Raw genomic sequence first — 22,480 nt, 5'->3', positions numbered from 1 at the left:
CGACACCTGACACAATAGAACCATGTCCTCGAGCGTCCCCGCGCCCTCCCCCGCCGATCCCCGCGCCTGGGTCGTCATCCCCCTCTACAACGAAGCCAGCGTGATCGGCGGCGTCATCGAGAGCCTGAAGCCGCACTTCTCGCACATCGTCTGCGTGGACGACGGGTCCAGCGATGGCTCGGCCGCGGAGGCCGCCGCCGCCGGGGCACATCTCGTGCAGCATCCGGTGAACCTCGGGCAGGGGGCCGCGCTCCAGACGGGCATCGCCTTCGCTCTCGCCCACCCGGAGTGCGACTACATCGTCACGTTCGACGCCGACGGTCAGCACCGCGTGGAGGACGCCCTCGGCATGCTCGCGCTCGCCCGCCGCGACGATGTCGCCATCGTGTTCGGTTCCCGGTTCCTGGACGACCGCACCAACCCTGGATGGATGAAGAAGGTCATCCTCAAGACGGCGGTGTGGGTCACGAACCTCACGACGAGCCTCAAGCTCACGGACGCCCATAACGGACTCCGCGTGATCCGCCGCGACGCCGCGGCGGCCATCGAGCTGAAGCAGGACCGCATGGCCCACGCCACCGAGATCGTCCTCGAGCTCGGCCGCACGGGCCTGCCGTGGAAGGAGTACCCCGTGGAGCTCCTCTACACCGACTACTCGAAGGCGAAGGGCCAGAGCGTGCTGAACTCCGTGAACATCCTCGTCGACCTGGTGGTGCGCTGATCATGTGGATCCAGTTCCTGCTCATCGCGGCGATCATCGTCCTCGCCGTCTTCATGATGCGCCGCACGGGTGCCGACAGTCACCTGGCGATCCGACGCCTCCTCATGGGGTTGTTCGTCGTCGTCGCCGTGCTGTCCGTGCTCTTCCCGCAGTGGTTGAGCTGGCTCGCGAGCCTCGTCGGGGTCGGTCGCGGCACCGATCTCGTGCTCTACGGCTTGATCGTGATGTTCCTCGCGTTCGTGTACTCGCAGTACAGGCGCAACATCGCGCTGCAGCGTCAGCTCACCCTGCTCGCGCGGAAGATCGCCCTGCTCGAAGCCCAGGAGAACGAGCGGGACGCTAGTCGCAACCCGTGACCTCGTAGAGGACCGCATCGCCCACACGATCGACCTCCGTCAGGATCGGGGAGTCCGCCAGGTCGTGCAGTCCGTCGTACGTCGTGTAGTGGTTCTGGAAGAGCACCGTGTCACCGAAGTCGACCGCGTAGGTCACCCCGATGCGCTCCGCCGCCTCGCACACCGCAGGGGTGCCCTGCGCGAGCTGACGCGCGAGCAACGCGGCGTCCGACCCGTAGTTCCCGGTCACGTGAGGGAAGACGACGTCGTGGCCGGTGTACGCGAACAGAAGCCCGGCGCCGGTGAGCGGGTCCCCGATGACCACGGCATCTTCGGGGACCTCGTCGTCGATGCGTGCGAAGAGTGCGGCTTCGTCGGGTGACAGCCCCTGCGAGGCCTCGTCGAAGCGGAAGCTGACGTCGCGCAGATAGCGGAGGTCGTTGCGGACGGCGAGCAGATGACTCGCCGCGGCGACGGCGATGAGGACCACCAGTCCGACCACCAGGCGCCGGCGACCGGCCCGGTACAGGGTCGTGAGGGCATCCGCCACCCACGCCGCACCGAGCGCAGCGAGCGGGATTCCCCACATCGCGAGCAGTGCGGCGACCCGCGTGGTGTCGTCGTACCAGACGCCGACGAAGAAGCTGCGCACGGCGAGCACGGGAAGCCAGGCGGCGATGACGTACAGGACGATGCTCACGCCGTAAGCGCCGACGATCCACCAGCGGCGGTCCTTCACGACGCGCCAGATCCCGACCGCGGCGAGCGGCCCGAGGAGGAGGCCCGTGCTGCGGTCCACGGGACTGAGGAAGGCCACCTCGCCGAGGGACTGCGCGACCGTCTGCGTCGGGAGCCACTCGTGCGTCGTCACGTTCGCTTCGATCCACACCGCCACGAGCGCGACGGCACCGATCACGACGATCGCGCCGACGATGACGCGTGTGCGCCTCCCCCCTCGCGCGGCCACGCGCCAGGCACGCCAGAGCAGAAACGGGACGAGAAGAGCGATGGCGCCGAGCAGCGCCGATGGGTGGCCGAGGGCCGTGGCCGCGGTCGCCGCGAGGGCGACCAGGATGCGCAGGGTGCGACGACGCCAGCCGAGGTCGGCCACGCACGTCAGCAGCACGGCGGCGATGAGGATGGGCACCAGCAGGGTGCCCAGGAGGTTGGGGTAGAGGACGCCCCAGTTCAGGAAACCGAGCGGGAAGACGCTGAAGCCGAAAGCGAGCACGGGCGCCCAGCGCGCCGCCTGCGGGCGCTGCGGGAAGACCACGGACGTGAGGGTGGCCAGCGCCACCGGCCAGATGAGGGCGACGACGGCCACGGTGGTGACGTTGGTCGCCGTCACGACCCCTCCGGAGACGGGGACCACCAGGCTGACGAGAGCGTGCCACAGCGTCGGGTAGAACGAGGTCTCCTGGCTGGGCGTGGCCATCGTCATGTGGAAGGGCGAGGCGTCACCCGTCGACGCGATGAACTCGACGGCGTTCAGGTGGAACAGGCCGTCGTACAGCTGGGACGGATTGCTCGGATTCCGCATCCCCAGGACGAGGATGAGCACCCAGCCGAGGAACGCGGCGGCGAGCGAGATCCAGACCCAGGGAGTCCGCTCCGTGTGCTTCCGATCCTCCACGACGACGGACCTGTCGGAAACGCGCAGACCGAGGGCGACCACCGCCACGACGGCGGCGACGATGGCGACGGGAAGCGGCCCCCAGTCAAGCCGGAGGACAGGGGCAAGCACGGAGGCGGCGGCCACCACGGCGAGCGAGACGGCGACGGAGACGCCGATCCGGACGACAGCGCTCACTCCCCGGAGGCAGAGGCCGACGGGGAGACCAGGGACCACGAGCACGGCGAGCGCGACCAGCAGCGCCGGCACCTGCGCGAGCCACGCGCTCACTTGTCCACCAGCGCGATGGCGCCCTCGACCTCGCCGTCGTAGATCACGCGCCCCTTGTCGATCACGATCCCGCGGGTGCAGAGCTCGCGGACCATCTCCATGTCGTGGCTGACGACGACGAGCGTCTTGCCCTCGGCGATGAGCTCCTCGAACTTCAGCCGGCACTTCTCCCGGAACGGCGCGTCGCCCACGGACAGGATCTCGTCCACGAGCAGCACGTCGAGCTCGACATGGATGGCCACGGAGAACGCGAGGCGCATGAACATGCCGGACGAGTAGTGCTTGACCTCCTGGTCGATGAACTGCTCGATCTCGCTGAACGCCACGATCTCGTCGTAACGGGCCTCGATCTCGTGCTTCTTCATGCCCAGGATGGCCGCATTGAGGAACACGTTCTCGCGCCCGGACAGCTCGGGATGGAACCCGGCGCCCACCTCGATGAGACCGGCGACACGGCCGCGGGTGAGGACCTGCCCCTCGTCGGGCTCCATCACACCGGAGACGAGCTTGAGCAACGTCGACTTGCCGGAGCCGTTGAGGCCGAGCACCGCGACGGACTCACCTTCTCCGATGACGATGTCGACACCCTTCAACGCCTCGAACTCGCTGGTGAGCCTGCGGCGTTTGATCCAGGACACGACGGTGTCCTTCAAGGAGAAGGCGTGGTTGAGCGTGAACCGCTTCTTGACGCCGTCGATGACGATGCTCGGGCGGAGCGTGGCGGGAGCACTCATAGGTCCTGTGCGAACCTTCCTTCGAGACGGCGGAAGACGAGCTGCCCCAAGAGCAGCGTGCCGATGGAGATCAGCATGGTCCAGAGGGTGTTCCAAGCGAGCCCCTCCGGGAGCGCGAACGCGGTGTCGGTCACCGGGCGCCAGAACGCGTAGTGGAAGAGTTCCACACCCTGGGTGATCGGGTTCAGCATGTACACCTCGACCACCCATTGCGGCCATCCGAGCTTGTCGACGACCGCATCCTGCACCTGGGTCCACGCGTACAGCACCGGTGAGGCCCAGGTCGCCAGGAGGAGCAGGAGCTCGACGATGTTCTCCGCATCGCGGAAGCGGACGTTGATCGCTCCGAAGAAGAGTCCGAGCCCCAGGGCGAAGGTCATGACGATGATCATCCCGGCGAGGATGGCGAGCACCGAGAGGATCGAGATGTGCGTGACCCAGCCCAGCAGGAGGCAGACGAGCAGCAGCAGAGCCACCTGCGGCAGGAAGTGTACGAAGGCCACGATCACGGCCGAGACGGCGAAGAGCTGACGCGGCAGGAAGACCTTCCGGACCAGCGGTGCATTGCCGACGATCGAGGTCGTGGCGTTCTTGAAGGCCTCGGAGAAGAGATTGATGACGACGATCCCCGAGAACAGATAGATCGCGTAGTTCGGGATCCCCCTGTCCAGGTTCATGAACAGCCCGAGGACGACCCAGAAGACGAGGAACTGCGCGGCGGGGCGGACGTAGGACCAGGTCCAGCCCAGGACGGAGTTGCGATAACGGGTCGTGACGCCGGTGCGGACAAGGAGGTGCAGCAGATAGCGCCAGCGCACCACATCGATCAGCCCGCGGCTCTCTCCCGGGGTGTCGAACGCGGAACGCGGGACGGCAGCGAAAAGATCTCGGGTATCAGTCACAGGCCCACTCAATCGACGACGCGACGGCATCCGTCGCCGTCTCAGTATCCCATGGCGCCTGCGAACGACCTCTCAGGCAGGGCCGCGGTCAACCGAGACTGGTGATGTTCTGCCATCCCGAACCGATCTGCACGCTGGTCCCCCAGCCGCCCTTGCCGTTGCCCGGGTAGAGGAACATGGCACCGTCCTGACGGATCGCGAGGACGTCCGGCCATCCGTCGCCGTTGAAGTCCCCCGGCCCGACGATCTGGGTCATCCCGCCCCAGCCCTTGCCGATCTGCACCATGGTCCCGAAACCGCCGTCGGCTGTCGTCGGGTAGAGGCGGAGAGCGCCGTCGGAGGTCCGCGCGAGGAGGTCGCTGCGACCGTCCCCCGTGAAGTCGCCGACGTTGACGACGTGGTCCACCACTCCCCAGCCCTTGCCGATCTGCACGCCGTCGCCTTGGAACCCTCCGCTGCCGTTCCCGCGGTACAGGATCATGCGTCCGTCCTCGTGGACGCCGATCACGTCGGGCTTCCGGTCACCGTCGAAGTCCACGCCGCCCACGATCTGGACGAACGACGCCCAGCCGTGGCCGATGCGCGTCGCCTGACCGAAGCCGCTGCCGGTGCCGGGCAGGAGCGTGAGCACCCCGGCGCTGTCGACCCGGGCGAGGTCCGCCCTGCCGTCTCCGGTGAAGTCCCCGAGGGAGAAGATCCGGTCCTGTGCGCCCCAGCCCGTCGCGAGCGTGCTCGAAGACCGCCAGCTCCCCGTCCCGGAACCTCCGTAGAGACGGAGCTCGCCGGTCTTCGTCAATGCCACGACGTCGTTCCCGCCGAGACCGTCGACGTTGCCGAAGCCGGCGGGAAGCGCCCGCGGCTTCGTCACGGCCGGCCCGGCGGAGGCCTTCGTCGTGAGGTTCTGCCAGCCGGAACCCACGGTGCCGACACTGGCCACGAAGGCGGTCGAGCGTCCTTCGTAGGCCATCAGCACGCCGTCGGACTTGTGGGCGAGGAGGTCGGGCGTCCCGTTCCCGGTGAAGTCGCCCGGGCTGAAGACGGAGGTCATCCCCGACCAGCCGCTGCCGATCTGCGCCTTGGTGCCCCACCCGCCGCGGCCGTTGCCGGGATACAGGAAGAGTCTGCCGGCCGTGTCGCGGGCGATCAGGTCGCTGCGTCCGTCTCCGTTCATGTCCACGGCGCCCACGAGCATGGTCATGGTGCTCCAGCCGCTGCCGACGAGCGTGGCGGCTCCGAACCCGCCCCGACCGTCGCCGGCACGCAGGTACAGCCCTCCGGAGGCATCGGTCGTGAAGACGTCGGGGATCCCGTCGCCGTTGAAGTCACCGGCCGGTACGACGAGCACGGTGCCCGACCAATTGCCGCCCAATCGCGTCGGGGCGCTCAGCTTGAGGCTGCCGTCCCCGTAGAGAACCGACGGCTGTCCGGATGCGTCGACGGAGAGGAAGTCGCGGTTGCCGTCGCCCGTGAGGTCGCCCACGCCGAAGAAGGCCTTGACCCCGGTCAGGCCCGTGGCCATCTGCACGCGGTTGCCCCACGCCTTCTTGGAGAACGGGTACCCCCACACGCTGCCCGCCTGGTCGACGCCCACGACGAAGCTCGAGGTGTTCGCGGACGAGATCACGGGCGGTGCCGCGACCGGCTTCCCCTGCGTGGAACCGAACCAGTCGGTGAAGTAGTTGTAGAAGTTCCGGTTGCCGTACGCGGAGCAGCTGTCGCCCGCGCCGTACCCCGCCCGGAGGGCGGCGGCGTTGGGCTGATACGGCGTGTAGTAGTACAGCGCGGACGTCGCCTTGTTCGCGACGTACACCGGCGCGGATCCGCAGGAGTTGTTGGGGTTGTAGAGGATGTTCCAGGTCCGCCCCGGCGCGTACCACTGGAACCACTTGCCTTCCATGTAGATCTGCATCTGACGCGCCGCGCCGTAGATCTGGTGGAAGAACCCAACGTATTTCGGGTCGCAGGGCGCGGTGTCCGGGCAGCCCTGCCCGAGGGCGATGCGGTACCGCCAGGCGCTCGGCCAGGTGTGCGTCACCAGGCTCTGCTCCTTCTGGAGCATGACGATGAGCACCTGCGGGTTGATGTTGCAGGCCTGTGCGACGCGGTAGATGATCCGCGCCGCCGACTCGTTCGCGGCGCCGGTGTACCCGCTGCAGTACTGGTCGCCCGGCCGGGTGACCGTGTTCATGCGGAAGTCCTTGAGGCAGACGATCGGCTCGTTGTTCTCGTCGCGTCCACCGAGGCAGCGAGAGACCTTGCCGTTGAAGAAGGTCTGGATCTGCGCCTCCGTCATCGTGCTCTTGTTGGTGAACACGGCGTCGCTGATGATATTGCCCGGAGTGAAGCCCGCGAGCGTGGTCTTCGCCAGCCCGGTCTGCGCTGGATCGGCGACGCGCGCAACCGCCGGTGCGACGGAGGTCGCGGCGGAGGCGGCGGAGGCGGGGACCACCGCGCCGATGACCAGGGCGGAGGCAGCGAGGAAACAGGTGAGAAGGCGGGTGACCTTCGTGGTGTTTCGAGAGCGTGGGGCACGTCGAGACATGTGACCAGTGTGACGGAAGTTGCGGGATGATGCCACTGTGGCCGGTAAAACGCGATCAGCTCTCGGCGTGTCGCACCGATGCGAAGCTGGCGTTCAGGTGATCAGAGGTCCGCGTGCAGACTCCACACGCGCTCCGCCGCACTCGCCCAGGAGAACGCCCGCGAGCGGTCCTCGGCGAGCACCCGCAGGCGGTTCGCCCCGCCCGTCGCGGCATCCTCCACCGCGGCCGGAAGGTCATCGATGGGGACGACGGCACCCCCGTCGGCGATGACGTCATGGTGACACCCGGACTCCACGGCGACGACGGGCACGCCGAGGGACATGGCCTCCACCGCCCGCCAGGGCCATCCGGACACCGCGTCCGTCGAGACGAAGACCCTGGCGCCCGAGACGGCGGCAGCGCGATCCGGTACATCCAGCGTGCCGCGGACGTGCGCGCGACGCTCGGGCAACCCGGCCGCGGCCGCGAGTTCGGCGAGGCGGGGCTCGGTCCCCTCCCCCGCCCCGATCACGACGGCGTCGAGGCCGGCCGCGACCGCCGCACGGAAGCCGGTCTGCAGGCTGTCCTCGGGGCCGCACAGGACGACGTAGTCCGCGGGCAGTCCGAGACGGTCGCGACGCGCGGCGGCGTCGGCGGGGACGCGGAAGTCCTGGGGCGGCGCGCCGGCGATGACACGGATGCGGTCCCCCAGCTTCGCCAGCCCGGACAGACGCTGCGCCATCGAATGCGACGGGACCACCACGGCGTCCGCGTGCTTCACCGCCCGGCGGAGCATCCCGCGCTGCCAGGCGACCGTGCCGCGGGGCAGCTGCGACGGCGCCTCCCACGCCCGCAGATCCCAGAGCGTGACCGTCGTCTGGTCGTTGTCGTGCAGGCGGTCGTGCCGGACGAGCGGGGCGAGCAGGGTTGGCGCATGGATGAGGCCGCCGCCCACCCCTGGCGCGATCCCGAGCTGCCACGATGCGGCGAGCTCACGGCGCCCGACAGCGAGCGTGCGCACCTCGTCGATGCCGCGGACCGGAACCTGTGCGCCCGCGGGAACGATTGCATCCACGGTGCAGTTCGGCGGGGCGGTCTGGATGAGGCCGACGGCGAGATCCTGCGCCGCCGACGCCTGGTCGGGGTCGACGACATGCACGAGCTGATCCAGAACCACACGCAGCCGAGCACCCATGCGTTCAGGTTAACCGCGGAAGTCCGACCACCTCGGCAGCGCACCGCCGCTCGGCACCGGAATACAGCGTTCCCACAGCATCGGGCCCACGGTGGAAGGCTGCTCCATGCTTGAATGCCAGGGTGAGCGATGGTCGACTCCCCGTCCGCCGCCGATGGATCGGGTGGACCATCGGCCTCCTCGTCACGCTGCTCGTCCTCGCTCTCGGGTGGGTGACCGTCCGCGGGATCGGAGCGGTGGACAATCTCCAGCAGATCGCGAAGGCGACCAGCCAGCTCAAGCAGTCCATCGCCGACGGCGACCTGGACGGGGCAGCCCCGATCGCCGACCGCATCTCCCGCAACGCGGAGTCGGCCCGGTCGCTGACCGGAGATCCGGTGTGGCAGGCCTTCGCCGTCCTGCCCTGGATCGGCCCGAACTTCCGCGCGGTGAGCGAGGTGGCGGTGATCGCCGACGATATCTCCGCAGACGCGCTCGATCCGCTGCTGGCCGTCGCAGACGAGGTGGATCTCGCGAGTCTCGGCTTCTCCGGCGGGGCGATCGACCTCGCCCCTTTCGCTGCCGTCGAGCAGCCGCTCGGAACGGCGAGCGCGGCGCTGGCATCCGCCGAGGACCGGGCGCGACGCATCGACGCCGACGCCACCCTCCCTCCTCTCGCCGACGCCGTCCGGGAGCTGCGCGGCTCCGTCACCCAGGCGGCGACCGCCGTGGGCGCGCTGCACGGGGCGTCGGTCCTCCTCCCGAGCATGCTCGGCGGCGAAGGCCCGCGCTCCTATGTTCTCGCGATGCAGAACAACGCCGAGTTGCGCTCGTCCGGCGGCATCATCGGATCGATCGCGCTCCTGCATGCGGAGAACGGCAGGATCACCCTCCAGCGGCAGGCGTCGACGCGCGACTTCCCGCCGTTGGATGCGCCCCTCCCGCTCAGCGACAGCACCGTTGCCCTCTTCGAGGACCGCCCCGGACGATACCTCCAGAACATCACGAGCATCCCGGACTTCCGGGAGGCCGGGAAGACCATCGCGACCCGCTGGGAAGGACGCTTCGGCGGTCGGGTGGACGGCGTCATCGCTGTGGATGCGGTGGTGGCCGCGCATCTCATGCGCGCCACCGGGGACCTGTCCTTCGGGCCCTTCACCGCGACGGCCGACACCGTCACGGACATCCTGCTGTCCGAGATCTACGCGTCGGTGCCCGACCCCGCAGCACAGGACGAGATCTTCGCTCAGGCCGCCGGCGGGCTGTTCGGTGCCGCGCTCTCCCAGGCGGAGCCACGGGCCCTCCTCCGCGCCGTCTCCGATGCGGCAGGCGAGGGCCGCATCCGGATCTGGAGCGCACACGAGGATGAGGAGTCGCTCCTGGCGCGCAGCACTCTGGGCGGGGCGATCCCAAACGACGAGGCCGATGCGCCCGTCGTGGGCGTGCTGTTCAACGACGGCACCGGCGGGAAGATGGACTACTACACCCGAGCAGCCATCGCGACCGCGGTGGGAACGTGCCAGGGCGGGCCCACGACGCAGGTGCGCGTCACCTGGACGAACACCGCCCCCGCCGACGCCGCGACGTCGCTGCCGCCCTACGTGACCGCCGACGGCATCTACGGGGTGCCGGCCGGAAGCGTCCGCACCCTGATCGCCGTGTACGGCCCGGAGGGGGCGACGACTTCGCACATCGACCGCGACGGCGCCGAGGAGGGCGTCCAGACGGCGACCATCGGTGACCGTTCCGTCGTGCAGCACGAGGTGGTGCTCGCCCCCGGGGAGTCCACGACCATCACCGTGGAGTTCCAGGGCGACGGCGCAGGGTTCCGGCTCACCGAGGTGCAGCACACGCCGCTGATCGTCGGTCCGGAATTGACGCGGGACACCCTTCGATGCAGTTCGTGACATTCGCCGCCGGATGGGGTACTGTTCATCTCACTGGGGAATAACCGGAGTCCGTGAACCTGCCGTGGGGGCAGAGGGCTTCGCGCAATCGGACGCAGGGGTGTGTCCGGGGCGATTCCGCGTGAAATTCTGGGGAGAAATCATGCTGAAGAAGCTGGCTGCCATCAGCCTTACCGCTGGCGCGCTCATTCTGGCCGCGCCGACCGTCGCCTCTGCGGCGCCGGGCGACTCCTACCCGTCGCCTCCGGGCGCGAAGGTGGGCGACGCGATCATCGACACCTGTGAGGTCTCGACCGTCGCCTTCGGCGCCGGGTATTTCGAGCCGTCGGAGACCGTCGGAGTCTCGGTGTCCGGTCAGAACGCCGGTGACGCCGCCATCTCGGGCAACACCGCCGCATCCGACGGCAGCCTGACGGTCTCGTTCCGTCCGCCCTCCGACGGGGCCGGCTCCTACGCCCTCGCCTTCGACGGGTCGCGGTCGTACACCGCCACGGTGACGGTCTCGCAGGGGAACGGCGCCGCATCGAGTTGCGACCACGATCCGGCCGTCGCTCCCGCGGGTACCGAGCTGCCCCTCACGGGCGGCACGGAGCTCGCCCTCACCGGTGGCTCGGTCTCGCCCTGGGTCCCCGGAGGCGGAGCCGTCGCCCTGGTCGCCGGTGGCAGCCTCGTCGCCGTCGGAGCCGCGCGCCGCAAGCGCGCCTGACCCCCGCGCGCCGCGACGCGGCGCGCCTGAGCCAGGCTGCCGCCTCGTGCGGTGGCCGGCTGGACGACGGTGATCCCTCCCCCTCCGATCACCGTCGTCTGGTGAATCCGGTCACGCACCGGACGGCCCACGGGCGACGTTCCCTGGAGCGTCGCCCGTGGGCTGCGTCGTACCCGAACCAGGTCACGGAGTAGGCGTCGGGGTCTCCGTCGGCGGGTGAAGCTTCTGCTGCATGAGTTCGTGGATGAAGTCGTAGTTCGGGTCGAACTCGTCGACCCCGTTCTCCGGGGTGAGTTCCACGGTCTGAACCGGCTGCTCCTTGGCCTTGAGCATGAGGTCGAAGAACTCCGGGAGCTTGCCCTGTGGGAGGTCGGTGCTGATGAGCGCGGTGCCGGCGGCCGCCACCTCGTTGAACCGGGTGAGCACGGTCTGCGGCGTGAACTGGGCGAGGATCGCCTCCTGCAACTCTCGCTGACGCTTCATGCGGTCCCAGTCACTGGTGGTGTACCGGGAGCGGGCGTACCACTGCGCCGTGTCGCCGTCCATGTGCTGCTGCCCCGGTTCGATCCAGCCGATGGCCCACTCGTTCACGTCGGTCCCGGACCACCCCTCGGGCGGGCCGCCCTTCGGCAGGCGCTCCGTCACGGTGATGTCGACTCCACCGAGAGCATCCACGAGGTCGGCGAAGCCATGCATGTCCACGAACACGTAGTACGGGATCTCGATGCCCAGCACGCCCTCCGCGGCGTCCTTCGTGGCTTCGATGCCCGGTGCCGAGCCCGCGGCCTCTGCGTCCGGATACAGGGCCGTGCCCTTGTCCTCTCGACACACCTCAGCGGCGTTGCGGACGTGGTTCATCCAGCCGTTCCAGCCGCAGGTCGACGATCCGTGGCCCTCGAAGCCGTCGGGATAGAGCTCCTGCATGGGGCTGCCGTCGCTGAAGGGCGCATGCGGCAGCTCCCGGGGAATACCCGTGATGGTGACGGCGCCGGTGTCTGCGTTGACGGACACGACCGAGATGCTGTCGAACCGCATCGAGTCACGCCCGTCGCCGCTGTCCGCGCCGAGCAGCAGGATGTTGTAGTAGCCGTCACTGGGTGGAAGGCTCGGACCGCTCTGACCGAAGATGGCGCCGACGCTGCCCCTGACCGATCCCACCGCCGTAGCCGCGTACCCCGTGATGCCCCCGACGAGTCCGAGCAGCACGAGAGCGACCACCGGAAGGAGGAAGCGCGACGGAGCGGGGACCTTGACCAGCCGCACGAGGCGGAGCGTGTCGAAGGTGAGGGCGATCCACAGCACCACCACGCCGACGAGCAGGACCTGCACGAGCGTCAGCACGGCGGCTGACACGAAGCCGCCGCCGATCGTGATCCAGAGGAAGAACGGACGCGCGAACAGCGCCAGGCCGACGGTGACGATCGCCAGGAACCACGTCGCCAGCGTCACTCCGAGTCCGAACCGACCGAGGCGACGGTTGCCCGCGAGGACCTGCGCGGACCCGGGGAGCAGGAGGTTGAGCCCGACGAGCCACCACCCGCGCTTCGCCATCAGCCCGGGATCGCCGGAGTCCGGATGACGGAGCGGCCGCGTCTCGATGAGCGGGCGTCGCGTCGCGCGCGGGGGCGCAAGGGTCACAGCGAGTCCTTCAGCCGATCGTTCTTGGCGGCGACCTGCGCCTCGAGCTCGGCGGCGTAGGCCTCCACGCGATCGGCGAGCTCGTCGTCCGCGGCGCCGAGGATCCGCGCGGCGAGCAGCCCCGCGTTTCGCGCGCCTCCGATCGACACGGTGGCGACCGGGATTCCCGCTGGCATCTGCACGATGGACAGCAGCGAGTCCATGCCGTCGAGGTACGCCAGGGGCACGGGCACGCCGACCACGGGCAGCGCCGTCATCGACGCGAGCATACCGGGAAGGTGGGCGGCACCGCCGGCGCCCGCGATGATGACCCGCAGACCGCGGGCCCGGGCCTCCCGTGCGTAGGACATGAGCTTGTCCGGCGTGCGGTGGGCCGAAACCACCTCGACCTCGTGCGGGATACCGAAGTCGGTGAGCGCCTGGGACGCGTCGCTCATGACGCGCCAGTCGGAGTCGGATCCCATGACGACGCCGACAAGCGGGGAGGCGGAGGAGTGCAGTGGCTCGGTCACCCGTTCAGGCTACGGTCTCGCGCTGGGAGAACACCCGAGCGGCACACGTCTTTTCCGTCTCCCGACGCACCTCGGCTCAGGCGAAGTGCGCCGCGGCCGCCCTGGCCACGTACACCGCGTCGTCGAGGTCATCCTCGGCGACGTTCACGTGGCCCACCTTGCGGCCCGGACGCGGCGCCTTGCCGTACGTGTGGATCTTCGCGTTCGGGTGAGCGGCCATCGCCGCACCGAACCGCTCCCCGAGGGTGCCCTCGGTGGGACCGCCGAGGATGTTCACCATCACGGACCACGCGGCGCGGGGCTCGGTGCTGCCCAGCGGCAGGTCCGCCACGGCACGGAGGTGCTGCTCGAACTGCCCGGTGATCGCACCGTCCTGGCTCCAGTGCCCGCTGTTGTGCGGGCGCATCGCGAGTTCGTTCACGAGGATCCGCTCGTCGACGGTCTCGAAGAGCTCGACTGCGAGCATGCCCGTGACGCCGAGGCCTTCGGCGATGCGGCGACCGATGTCCTCGGCGACCTCGATGAGACGGTCGGTCGCCGCCGGCGCCGGGGCGATGACCTCTGCGCAGACGCCGTCCCGCTGCACGGTCTCCACGACCGGGTAGGACACCATCTCTCCCCCGGGTCGTCGCGCCACCTGCTGCGCGAGTTCACGGACGAAGGGCACGAGCTCCTCGACGAGCAGCGCATCGTCCTCGCCGAGGGCCTCCAGCCAGTCCTGCGCCTCCGACGACGCCCGCACGACGCGGACGCCCTTGCCGTCGTACCCGCCGCGCGGCGTCTTCACCACGCCCGCACCATCGTGGGCGTCGAGGAAGCCCTGCAGGTCGGCTGCGGTACGGACCGGTGCCCATTCCGGCTGGGGCACGCCGAGGTCAGCGAGACGGGCCCTCATCACGAGCTTGTCCTGGGCGAACTGCAGAGCATCCGGCCCGGGGTGGACGGCGACACCCTCGGCGACGAGAGCGCGGAGCACGTCCTGGGGAACGTGCTCGTGATCGAAGGTGATCACATCGACACCGTCCGCGAACGCTCGCACCGTGTCGATGTCGCGGTAGTCACCGACCGCGGTGGCGGCGAGGCCCGCGGCCATCCCCTCCTCCTCGGCGAGAACCCGCAGGTCGAGCCCGAGCTCGACCGCCGGAGCGATCATCATCCGTGCCAGCTGTCCTCCGCCGATCACGCCCACGCGCAGCGCCATGTGCCGCCTCCATTCGTCATCCCCATTCTTCCGCACCGGCGGCTGTCCGGGCGACGCGACCACGTCGTCCCGGCACCGGGGCGGGCTCAGGCGAAGTCGTCTCCGCTCGCCTGCGCATCGCGGTGGGCGAGGATCTGCCCCACCTCGACCTGGTCGGCGAGCGTCTCGTGGACCAGGGTCACATTCGGCACGTTGACGAGTCGGAGCGGCGCGTCGACCCCGTTCGAGAGCGTGATGTTCCCACAGCCCCACATCCGCTGCAGAGGACCGCGGCGGACAGCGATGGTGTAACCCCTGGCATGCGACATCTCGCGGCGGTGCCGCGAACCGAGGCCCTGCGCCGCGATCACTCGACGCGTGGTGATGGTCGTCGTGCGCGAGTACCAGACGATGAAGGGGATGACGACCGCGACGAGGACGACGAGTCCCGCGGCGGCGAGCAGCATCCAGTCCTCGAAGCCGGGCGGCAGATTGCCGTAGAAGTAGGCGGTGGCCCCGAACGTGGCGATGAGGACGAGCGCGGACCAGAACAGCCGGCGCGCATGAGCGCGGAAGCGCGCGATCAACAGCTCCTCGGCGGGAGTGCCGGGCGGCGGCATCAGCGGTCGTCCACCGAGCGTCACGGGCTGGGTCACACCCCCATTGTGCCCGGGATCGCCGACAACGCCGTCCGCGGGGCGGCGTGTCCCCGCGTCACGCCGGGCGCACGTGCACGACGTCGCCCGCCGCGACCGGGTGCTCGACGCCGCCCGCGTCGACGACCAGGCGACCCTCATCGTCGATGCCGACGGCCGCGCCCTCGAGTACCGCCCCGCCGGGGAGCGAGACCCGGACCGGCTGCCCGACCGTGGCACACCGCGCGGTCACCGCGTCGCGCAGGCCACTTCCGACCGCGTCACCCGCCGCGACGAGCGAGGCCAGGTGACGGTCCAGCGCCATCAGGTAGTCGTGGAGCAGCGCATCCTCGTCGACGGCGACACCGTGCACGGCGAAGGACGTGGCGGTGGGCACCGGGAGCTGCGCCGCCGTCATGGCGGTGTTCACCCCCGCCCCGACGATGACCGCATCCGGCCCCGCTTCGGCGAGGATTCCGCAGATCTTCCGACCGTCGACGAGGACGTCATTCGGCCACTTGAGCGCCACGGCGTGACCGGGAAGCTGGGCGGCGACCGCCTCCGCCATCGCGGCCCCGGCCGCCAGCGGGATCCAGCCGCGCGCGGCGTAATCGGCGGGCAGATCGCGAAGGAGCACCGACACCGCGAGCGCACTGCCCGCGGGGGCCTCCCATCGACGGTCGAGCCGGCCGCGTCCCGCGGTCTGTTCCCGGGTGAGCAGCACGGACAGGTGCGGCCAGTCCGCGGGGTCGGTAGCGTGCGCCCGCAGGTCGGCGTTCGTGGATCCGGTCGCGGCGAGCACCTCGACACGCGGGGCGAGGGCACGGGAGCGGGGGAAGGAACGACTCATGCGTCCTCGTCGTCCGCCTCGTCGTCGTCATCGTCCTCGTCGCCGCGGACGGCACCGATCTCACGATCGCGCCAGCGCTCCCACTCCTGCATCAACCCGTCGACAGCCGCATGGAACTTCTGCGTCGCCACCCCGGGGGTGGTGTCGCCGAAGTAATGGCGGACCCACATCTGCAGGCGCGCGACCGCAGCCTCGTCGGCGCGGACGCGCTCCAGCTCCGCGACGATGTCGCCCGCGGACTCCGCGGTCAGCCACTCGCAATCCGACAGGTAGCCGGTGGTGTCGACGGCCGCCCGCTCGTCGACCGGGCGGGTGATCATGAGCGGTTTCCCCGCCGCGAGCCGGTCGTACACCATGGCCGAGATATCCACGATCGCGACGTCGGCCGCGGCCAACTGCCAGCCCAGCTCGGCCCCGTCGTCGTAGACGTGCTGGGCCGCCGGGTCGACCGCGTTGGCCGCGGCGATGGCGGCGATGATCCGCCGGTGCGCCGCCCCGTAGGCCTCGTCGACCACGCCGCTGCGGGGGTGCGGCCGGTAGATGACCCGGTGCCGTCCCGTCGCCAGAAGCTGCCCGACGAGGCGCTCCCCATGCGATGCGATCGACCCGTAGTGCGCGCTCGGACGGTCGCCCTCCCAGGTCGGGGCGTACAGGACGACGAGACGGTCGTCCGGACTGTACGGCAGCGAGCCCGAGTAGTGGTCCGCCTGGGGACGGCCGATCTCGATGGTCCGCCGCTCGACGTCGTAGTCCCACAGTGTGCGGGAAAGGCGGTCCCTGGCGGCCTGACCGGCGACGAAGGCGTAGTCGTACGCCTTGTACTGGTTCGTGGTCATGTACATCTTGTCGGACTCGCCGTGGTTGATGAACACGTGCCAGCGGCGGCCGTACCGGAACATCTGGAAGTTGCGGGTGTTCTGGTTGACATACAGGACGATGCGGATGTCCTGGGTGGCGAGGAAGCGCTCGAGGTCGCGTACCTTCGGGACGAACGCGACGGGCGGCGCGTCCTCCTCCAGGAGCCTCTCGGCGCCGGTCGCCTGCCGCGCCAGGACCACGACGGGCCAGCGCTCCGCGAGCGCCGCGAGCGGGCGGTACCACTGGCGCATCTGGTACATGTTCACGGCACCGTCGGCGAAGTAGACCGCGATGCGGAAGTGATCCGCCGGGTAGGGCTCCTGATCCGCCAGACGACGGCGGACGCGCTGCACGGCGGAGCGCGACGCGAGCGCCCGCCGCAGGAGACGGTAGGCCTTCTTCGCGTCAGAGAGTGCACCCATCCCACCAGGATAGTTCGTCCCGCTCGCGTCTCCCGGCGGACGGCGGGCGGCTGCGCTCCGCCTGGGAGAACGGGAGACCGGCCCGTGACATGATCGACGTGTGCCTGCCAACGGATCCCCCGCCCCCATCCCCGGGGTGTCCTTCGTGATGCCGGTGCTCAACGAGCGCGCATACCTGGAGCACGCCGTCGCATCGGTGCTCGCCCAGGAGGTGGGAGGGCCGACCGAGCTCGTCCTCGCCCTCGGCCCCTCCTCCGACGGCACCACCGACCTCGCCCGCACCCTCGCTGCGGCCGACGACCGGATCCGCCTGGTCGAGAATCCCGCGGCGCACATCCCCGTCGGGCTCAACGCCGCGATCCGGGCCAGCCGCTACGACACCATCGTGCGGGTCGACGCGCATTCCGAACTCGCTCCTGGCTACGCGGCGCGCGCGCTGCAGACCCTCGACCGTTCCGGAGCCGCCAACGTCGGCGGTGTCATGCACGCGGAGGGGCGCACTCCCTTCCAGAAGGCCGTGGCCCGGCTGTACAACTCCCCCGTCGGTCTCGGCGGCGGGGCGTACCACGGCGGTCGAGTCGAAGGCGAGGCGGAGTCCGCCTACCTCGGCGTGATGCGGCGAGCCGTTCTGGACGAGGTCGGCCTGTTCGACGAGTCCATCCGCCGCGGCGAGGACTGGGAGCTGAACCTGCGCATCCGGCAGGCCGGACACCGGGTGTGGTTCGACCCCGAGCTGTCGGTGACGTACTGGCCGCGGGAGAGCTGGCTGCGGCTGGCGCGGCAGTTCCGGGCGACGGGCGCCTGGCGAGGAGAACTCGTGCGCCGCTTCGGACGGCGCAACGGCCTCCGCTACTTCGCCCCGCCCGTGCTCGTGGTGTTCGTCGCCCTCGCCGTGCTGCTCGGCGTGCTGCAGCTCACCGGCGTCGTGGCCGGCACCGCGTCCCTGATCGCCGCGTGCGTGGTCTCCGTCCCGCTGGCGCTCTACGCGCTCCTCGTGGTGGGAGTCGCCCTCGCTCCGGGCGGGGGCGGGGTACGCCAGCGCCTATGGACGCTGGTCGTCCTGCCGACCATGCACCTCTCGTGGGGTCTCGGCTTCCTCAGCGGCGTGCTGCGGGGTGCCGGCGACACCGTGGACGCCTCGCGCCTCGGCACGCGCAACACCCCGCTGCCCTGAGTGGGCGGCAGCTACGGCGTCACGAAGCCGAGGTCGACGATCCGATCCACGACCCGACGAGCGGCATCGCCGTCGTCGAGCGCATTGAACTGCCGCTGCCACGCCGCGTAGCGCTCCGCATACCGCTCGCGGTGTCCGTCGTCGTCCAGTGCGGCCACGAGCTCGTCCTGAGTCCGGACCAGAGGGCCCGGGGCGCGCGCGGCGAGATCGAAGTAGAAACCGCGGAGCTGCCCCCGGTAGTGGTCGAGGTCGGGGACCAGGAAGTACATCGGCTTGCCGGTGACCGAGAAGTCGAACATGACGGAGGAGTAGTCCGTGACGAGGGCGTCGGCGGCGAGCAGGAGCTGCGACGTCTCCGGGTATCCCGTCACGTCGATCACCCGGGCACCGGCGCGGTCCCTCCCCTGCTCCAGCGTGCGCGAGTGGCCGCGCACGAGCACGACGGAGTTCGTCTGCCGCGCGAGGAGCTCCGGATCGACGAAGTCGACCATCTCCGCCCGGTCGTCGCGCCAGGTCGGGGCGTAGAGGAGGACGTGCTCGTCCGCGCCGATGCCGAGGGCCGCACGCACGGCGACGGGATCGGCGGTGCGGAGCGCGTCGTTGCGTGGATAGCCGTCGACCCAGATCGGCCGGCCGAAGAACGCGTACGCCTTGCGGAGGATGCGCGCGGAATAGGTGTTCTGTGCGAGCAGCACGTCCCACCGCCGGGACTCCTTCACCACGGCCGCCATCCGGCGCGGATCGAAACCGGGCCGGTGCAGCGCCAGGCGCTTGAGGGGCGTGCCGTGCCAGGTCTGCAGCACCTTCTGCCCCGGTTTGCGGGCGAAGCGACGCCGCAGCCAGTCGTTCACGACGAGCAGCCGCGCGGCCCCGCGGGCGTGCCACCACTCCGGGCTGCCTTCGATCACCGCGATCGCGCCGTCCGGGACCTCGACGGACAGATCGGCGACACTCCAGTAGCGGCGCACCTGCGGAGCCCGCGCTGCGAGTTCCCGGTCGATCGCGCGCGGGTTGCACCCGGCGGTGCGCCCGTAGAAGCTCTCGAAGAACACGGCGTTCTCCGTGCCGCCGGCCTGGGCCACATAGCGCTCCTCGAGCGTGGAGCGCCCTTCCGCCGTGTCGTAGACGGGGTCGATGGGCGGGGCGATGCGAACCGCCGTGCCCTCGACGGCGATCCGGAGGCCGGGAAGGACGATCGGCGCCAGCTGCAGTTCCCGCAGATCGGTGCCGTCGATGCGGAGCTCGTACTCTCCGGACGGCAGCGGCAGCTCGGCACCACCCCACCGGGACGTACGCAATGCGAACGTCGCCTTCCAGGTCTTTCCCCCACCGGTGAGGCGGGCCACCACCCGCGCTCGTGGTCCGGTGAGCTCAGCACTCTCCGGACGCTGCCCTGTCCCTGCGATGACCAGCGCCTGTGCCGTGTCATCGATGCGGGCCGTCGTCATACTGCTCCCTTCGGCGCGGGAACACCCCGCGAGCGGATCACCCGGTACACCCGACGGGTGTTCTGACCGTCGCGGAACGCGTGCATCTCCGCGCTGAGCGTAGCGGAACGCGCGGCGGCCTCGTCGAACGCGGACGCATCGTCCAGCAGCGACGACAGCCGGGCGAGGACGGCCTCCCACCCGGTCGCGGCCCCGGCCGCCGCCACGTCCTCGAAGCGACCGTAGAAACCGCGCGTGCGTGCGTACTCGTGGACGTCCGGAGCGAGGAAGACGACCGGCATGGCGAGCAGCCCCACGTCGTACGCGAGGGAGGAGTAGTCCGTGACGAGGACGTCGACCGCGGGAAGCACCGGCGTGACATCGCTGACGACCGTGCTCGGAAGGGCACGCACTCGGGCGGTCGGCAGCGGCGGTGCGTAGGATCCGTCTCCGAGCGGGTGGGACCGGACGAGCAGAACCGCATCCTGCTCGACCAGGAGCCGCATGATGCGCACCCACTCCTCGGCTGTCGGCACCGAGGGGTCGGGGGCGCCGTCACGCCAGGTCGGTGCGTACAGGATGACCCGGCTGCCCTCATCGATCGGACCGACCGCCGCGGCGAGCCGTTCGCGCGCGACCGCACGGCGCTCCTCGGGGGTGCCGGAGGAGAGCACGTCGACGCGCGGTTCCCCGGTCAGCACCACGCGGTCACCGCCCAGCCCGAACGCAGACTCGAGGCGCGCCCTGGCGCGGTGCGAGGCCGCAGGCAGCACACGGATCCGCTGCGCCGCACCCCGGTACAGGAGCCCGACGAGCCGTCTCAGGACCGGTGCACCCGGCACCGCCGGCACCTGGGTCGTGGCGGGAGAATCGAGGCCGATGCGCTTGAGCGGGATGCCGTGCCAGAGCTGCACGATGAAGGCACCGCCGTTGCCGTAACGGTTCACGTCGCCGAAGCCGTGCGTGACGACCAGCACACCGGCACGAGCGGTCGCCCACCAGCCACGGAACCCGCCGCGCAGCACGGTCCGCAGGCCGAGGGCCTCGGCATCGGCCGCTTCCCGTGGCGACCCGGCGAGCCACAGGGTGTCATGGCCCGCCGCCGCTGCATACCTCAGCAGGGCGAGCGCACCGTCTCCCACGCCGGCACCACACCCGAACACCCACCGGCTGCCGCGCGGGACGACGAGGGTTCCGAGACGGCCGATGGCGTACAGCGGGATCCGGAGCAGCTTGGCCGCGTTGCCGGTGCCGAAAGAGAAGGACGCCACCCGGCGAGCCTATCGCGCGGGTGGCGTCCTACTCTGTGCGTCGGGATCAGCCGGCGAGTGTGCCGAGCGTGACCTCGATCTCGCTCTCCTTGCCGTCCCGGACATAGGTGACCTCGGCCTTGCTGTTCGCCGCTGCCGCACGGACCTGGGCTGTCAGATCGGTCGCTCCGGTGATCGGCACCCCGTTGAAGCGGGTCACGACGTCTCCGGCCTCGAGCCCGGCGGCCGCCGCCGCGCCTCCGTTCGTGACTTCGGCGAGGTAGGCCCCGGCGACGGTGGCTCCCTCGACGCTGGACGCGTCGCGGACGGACGCGCCGAGCAGCCCGTGGGTGGCCGCGCCGTCGGCGATGATCTCCTCGGAGACCCGCTGGGCGATGTTGGACGGGATGGCGAAGCCGATACCGATCGAGCCCGAGTCCTCCGAGTTGCCCGCGCTGGCGATCGCCACGTTGATGCCGATCAGCTCGCCCTTGCTGTTGACGAGCGCACCGCCGGAGTTGCCGTGGTTGATCGCGGCGTCCGTCTGGATCACGGCGATCGAGATCGACTCGGTGGCCTGCTGCCCGGTGTTGCCCGGCAGGTCGAACTGGAAGGGTCCCTCGCTCTGGCCGCCCTCCGGCGCCTGCTCCTGCGGAGCGTCCTCGGAGGAGGAGTCGGGCAGAGCGGACGAGGCGATCTGGATGCTGCGGTTCAGCGCGCTCACGATGCCGGTCGTGACCGAGTTGGCGAGCCCCAGCGGAGCACCCAGAGCCACGGCGGTGTCGCCGACGTTGAGCTTCGACGAGTCCGCGAACTCGATCGGCGTGAGGCCCTCGGCATCGGTGAGCTTGATCACCGCGAGGTCGTAGATCGGGTCGGTGCCGACCACGGTCGCCTCGTAGATACGGCCGTCCGACGTCGTGACGCGGATGGTCGGATCGGCCGCCGCTCCGCCGAGGGTGACCACGTGCGTGTTGGTGAGGACGTAGCCGTCCTCGCTGATGATGACGCCCGAGCCGCTGCCGGCCTCCTGGGAGCCCGCCACCTCGATGGTGACGACGGAGGGAAGGGCCTCGGTGGCGACGGCGGTGGTCTCGTTGACCGAGCCGGGGTTGTTCACGGTGACGGTCTGCGGCCCCTGTGCGGTGCCGGACGACGGGGACTCCTGCAATCCGGTGAGCAGCGCGCCGCCTCCGAAGCCCGCGACACCGCCGACGAGCGCGGCCGCGACGATGAACGCCGCGACACGGGTGCCGCCGCGCGACTTCTCCTTGGTGGCGGTGGGTGTGCCGTCGGTCGGCGGGACCGTGCCGTCGAGCGGCCGGGTGTCCTGTGCCGGGACACCGAACGCTGCGCCGGGGATGCCAGCAGCGGCGGGGCCGGGAGTGGCGAGTCCGTGCGGCACCGGGGCGACGGTCGGGCCGTCGGCGGCGCGCGACGCGAACGTCGGCGGCATGTGATGCCCCTGCGTCGCGGCCGGGGTGGAAGCGGCCGGGGTGCCCGTGGGGCTCTCGACGGCCGGGGACGGCGCGCTCTGCGGGGTCTCAGGGGTGAGGGGGGTCTGTCCGGCCGACACGGCGTCGTCCGACGCCGGTGCCGGGCGGTCCTGCGGGTTGTCCTGGTTCATGGT

The 22,480-nt window shown here is 70.3% G+C and carries 19 protein-coding genes; 5 read left to right on the top strand and 14 right to left on the bottom strand.

What is annotated here, in order from left to right; genetic code table 11:
- Nucleotides 1-22 precede the first annotated feature (22 nt).
- Both FY549_RS10185 and FY549_RS10180 read left to right on the top strand, forming a co-directional pair.
- Nucleotides 23-721, top strand: coding sequence for a glycosyltransferase family 2 protein (locus tag FY549_RS10185; RefSeq protein ID WP_149084909.1), 699 nt, complete (start codon nt 23-25; stop codon nt 719-721).
- Between the two features lie 2 nt (nt 722-723).
- Nucleotides 724-1,077, top strand: coding sequence for a DUF2304 domain-containing protein (locus FY549_RS10180; RefSeq protein WP_149084908.1), 354 nt, complete (start codon nt 724-726; stop codon nt 1,075-1,077).
- On the opposite strand, the gene FY549_RS10175 is transcribed toward FY549_RS10180, so the two are convergent.
- From FY549_RS10175 to FY549_RS10155, 5 genes are all read right to left on the bottom strand, one after another.
- The gene (locus tag FY549_RS10175) at nt 1,061-2,959 is read right to left on the bottom strand and encodes a DUF6541 family protein (protein ID WP_149084907.1); all 1,899 of its coding nucleotides are present in this window, start codon (nt 2,957-2,959) and stop codon (nt 1,061-1,063) included. The genes FY549_RS10180 and FY549_RS10175 overlap by 17 nt on opposite strands.
- Nucleotides 2,956-3,693 (bottom strand): ABC transporter ATP-binding protein, encoded by a 738-nt coding sequence (locus FY549_RS10170; protein ID WP_149084906.1) that lies wholly within the window; start codon nt 3,691-3,693, stop codon nt 2,956-2,958. The genes FY549_RS10175 and FY549_RS10170 overlap by 4 nt, the downstream gene beginning before the upstream one ends.
- Entirely contained in the window at nt 3,690-4,595 is a 906-nt protein-coding gene (locus FY549_RS10165; protein ID WP_200838648.1) for an ABC transporter permease, read from the bottom strand. The genes FY549_RS10170 and FY549_RS10165 overlap by 4 nt, the downstream gene beginning before the upstream one ends.
- A gap of 88 nt (nt 4,596-4,683) precedes the next feature.
- Entirely contained in the window at nt 4,684-7,137 is a 2,454-nt protein-coding gene (locus FY549_RS10160) for an FG-GAP-like repeat-containing protein (RefSeq protein ID WP_149084904.1), read from the bottom strand.
- 101 nt (nt 7,138-7,238) lie between these two features.
- Nucleotides 7,239-8,312, bottom strand: a complete 1,074-nt coding sequence (locus FY549_RS10155) for a glycosyltransferase (protein WP_149084903.1) — start codon at nt 8,310-8,312, stop codon at nt 7,239-7,241.
- A 122-nt stretch (nt 8,313-8,434) separates the two neighbouring features.
- Between FY549_RS10155 and FY549_RS10150 the strand changes: the two genes are divergently transcribed.
- Entirely contained in the window at nt 8,435-10,198 is a 1,764-nt protein-coding gene (locus tag FY549_RS10150) for a DUF4012 domain-containing protein (RefSeq protein ID WP_149084902.1), read from the top strand.
- Between the two features lie 142 nt (nt 10,199-10,340).
- The gene (locus FY549_RS10145) at nt 10,341-10,904 is read left to right on the top strand and encodes a hypothetical protein (protein ID WP_149084901.1); all 564 of its coding nucleotides are present in this window, start codon (nt 10,341-10,343) and stop codon (nt 10,902-10,904) included.
- 183 nt (nt 10,905-11,087) lie between these two features.
- Here FY549_RS10145 and FY549_RS10140 read toward each other — a convergent pair whose 3' ends face one another.
- The 6 genes from FY549_RS10140 to FY549_RS10115 form a co-directional block, all read right to left on the bottom strand.
- Nucleotides 11,088-12,542: an LCP family protein gene (locus FY549_RS10140; protein ID WP_149084900.1), complete on the bottom strand. Its 1,455-nt coding sequence runs from the start codon at nt 12,540-12,542 to the stop codon at nt 11,088-11,090.
- Nucleotides 12,539-13,006 (bottom strand): 5-(carboxyamino)imidazole ribonucleotide mutase, encoded by a 468-nt coding sequence (gene purE, locus FY549_RS10135; RefSeq protein WP_149086080.1) that lies wholly within the window; start codon nt 13,004-13,006, stop codon nt 12,539-12,541. The genes FY549_RS10140 and purE overlap by 4 nt, the downstream gene beginning before the upstream one ends.
- A 124-nt stretch (nt 13,007-13,130) precedes the next feature.
- Nucleotides 13,131-14,255 (bottom strand): 5-(carboxyamino)imidazole ribonucleotide synthase, encoded by a 1,125-nt coding sequence (locus FY549_RS10130; RefSeq protein ID WP_149084899.1) that lies wholly within the window; start codon nt 14,253-14,255, stop codon nt 13,131-13,133.
- A gap of 86 nt (nt 14,256-14,341) precedes the next feature.
- Nucleotides 14,342-14,890, bottom strand: coding sequence for a PH domain-containing protein (locus FY549_RS10125; protein ID WP_149084898.1), 549 nt, complete (start codon nt 14,888-14,890; stop codon nt 14,342-14,344).
- Nucleotides 14,891-14,948: 58 nt separating this feature from the next.
- Nucleotides 14,949-15,719, bottom strand: a complete 771-nt coding sequence (locus FY549_RS10120; protein WP_149084897.1) for a biotin--[acetyl-CoA-carboxylase] ligase — start codon at nt 15,717-15,719, stop codon at nt 14,949-14,951.
- On the bottom strand, nt 15,716-16,999 hold the full coding sequence (locus FY549_RS10115) for a CDP-glycerol glycerophosphotransferase family protein (protein WP_149084896.1): 1,284 nt from the start codon (nt 16,997-16,999) through the stop codon (nt 15,716-15,718). The genes FY549_RS10120 and FY549_RS10115 overlap by 4 nt, the downstream gene beginning before the upstream one ends.
- A gap of 148 nt (nt 17,000-17,147) precedes the next feature.
- Here FY549_RS10115 and FY549_RS10110 point away from each other — a divergent pair, with 148 nt between their 5' ends.
- On the top strand, nt 17,148-18,173 hold the full coding sequence (locus FY549_RS10110; protein WP_374114493.1) for a glycosyltransferase family 2 protein: 1,026 nt from the start codon (nt 17,148-17,150) through the stop codon (nt 18,171-18,173).
- A gap of 11 nt (nt 18,174-18,184) precedes the next feature.
- Here the strand turns inward: FY549_RS10110 and FY549_RS10105 are convergent, their stop codons facing one another.
- The 3 genes from FY549_RS10105 to FY549_RS10095 are packed head-to-tail and all read right to left on the bottom strand — an operon-like array spanning nt 18,185 to nt 22,477.
- A complete protein-coding gene (locus FY549_RS10105; protein WP_149084895.1) occupies nt 18,185-19,621 on the bottom strand; it encodes a CDP-glycerol glycerophosphotransferase family protein in 1,437 nt (478 codons plus the stop codon).
- Complete coding sequence (locus FY549_RS10100; RefSeq protein ID WP_149084894.1) at nt 19,618-20,871, bottom strand: CDP-glycerol glycerophosphotransferase family protein; 1,254 nt, start codon at nt 20,869-20,871, stop codon at nt 19,618-19,620. The genes FY549_RS10105 and FY549_RS10100 overlap by 4 nt, the downstream gene beginning before the upstream one ends.
- Before the next feature lie 46 nt (nt 20,872-20,917).
- Nucleotides 20,918-22,477, bottom strand: a complete 1,560-nt coding sequence (locus FY549_RS10095; RefSeq protein ID WP_149084893.1) for a S1C family serine protease — start codon at nt 22,475-22,477, stop codon at nt 20,918-20,920.
- Nucleotides 22,478-22,480: the final 3 nt, after the last annotated feature.

The sequence above is a fragment of the Microbacterium sp. 1S1 genome (assembly GCF_008271365.1).
Classification (GTDB): domain Bacteria; phylum Actinomycetota; class Actinomycetes; order Actinomycetales; family Microbacteriaceae; genus Microbacterium.
This window is presented reverse-complemented; position numbering and strand designations above follow the sequence as displayed.

Coding starts and splice junctions, on each gene's coding strand:
- FY549_RS10185 (WP_149084909.1), top strand. CDS start 23: ATGTCCTCGAGCGTCCCCGCGCCCTCCCCCGCCGATCCCCGCGCCTGG.
- FY549_RS10180 (WP_149084908.1), top strand. CDS start 724: ATGTGGATCCAGTTCCTGCTCATCGCGGCGATCATCGTCCTCGCCGTC.
- FY549_RS10170 (WP_149084906.1), bottom strand. CDS start 3,693: ATGAGTGCTCCCGCCACGCTCCGCCCGAGCATCGTCATCGACGGCGTC.
- FY549_RS10160 (WP_149084904.1), bottom strand. CDS start 7,137: ATGTCTCGACGTGCCCCACGCTCTCGAAACACCACGAAGGTCACCCGC.
- FY549_RS10155 (WP_149084903.1), bottom strand. CDS start 8,312: ATGGGTGCTCGGCTGCGTGTGGTTCTGGATCAGCTCGTGCATGTCGTC.
- FY549_RS10145 (WP_149084901.1), top strand. CDS start 10,341: ATGCTGAAGAAGCTGGCTGCCATCAGCCTTACCGCTGGCGCGCTCATT.
- purE (WP_149086080.1), bottom strand. CDS start 13,006: ATGGGATCCGACTCCGACTGGCGCGTCATGAGCGACGCGTCCCAGGCG.
- FY549_RS10130 (WP_149084899.1), bottom strand. CDS start 14,255: ATGGCGCTGCGCGTGGGCGTGATCGGCGGAGGACAGCTGGCACGGATG.
- FY549_RS10120 (WP_149084897.1), bottom strand. CDS start 15,719: ATGAGTCGTTCCTTCCCCCGCTCCCGTGCCCTCGCCCCGCGTGTCGAG.
- FY549_RS10115 (WP_149084896.1), bottom strand. CDS start 16,999: ATGGGTGCACTCTCTGACGCGAAGAAGGCCTACCGTCTCCTGCGGCGG.
- FY549_RS10110 (WP_374114493.1), top strand. CDS start 17,148: ATGCCGGTGCTCAACGAGCGCGCATACCTGGAGCACGCCGTCGCATCG.
- FY549_RS10105 (WP_149084895.1), bottom strand. CDS start 19,621: ATGACGACGGCCCGCATCGATGACACGGCACAGGCGCTGGTCATCGCA.
- FY549_RS10095 (WP_149084893.1), bottom strand. CDS start 22,477: ATGAACCAGGACAACCCGCAGGACCGCCCGGCACCGGCGTCGGACGAC.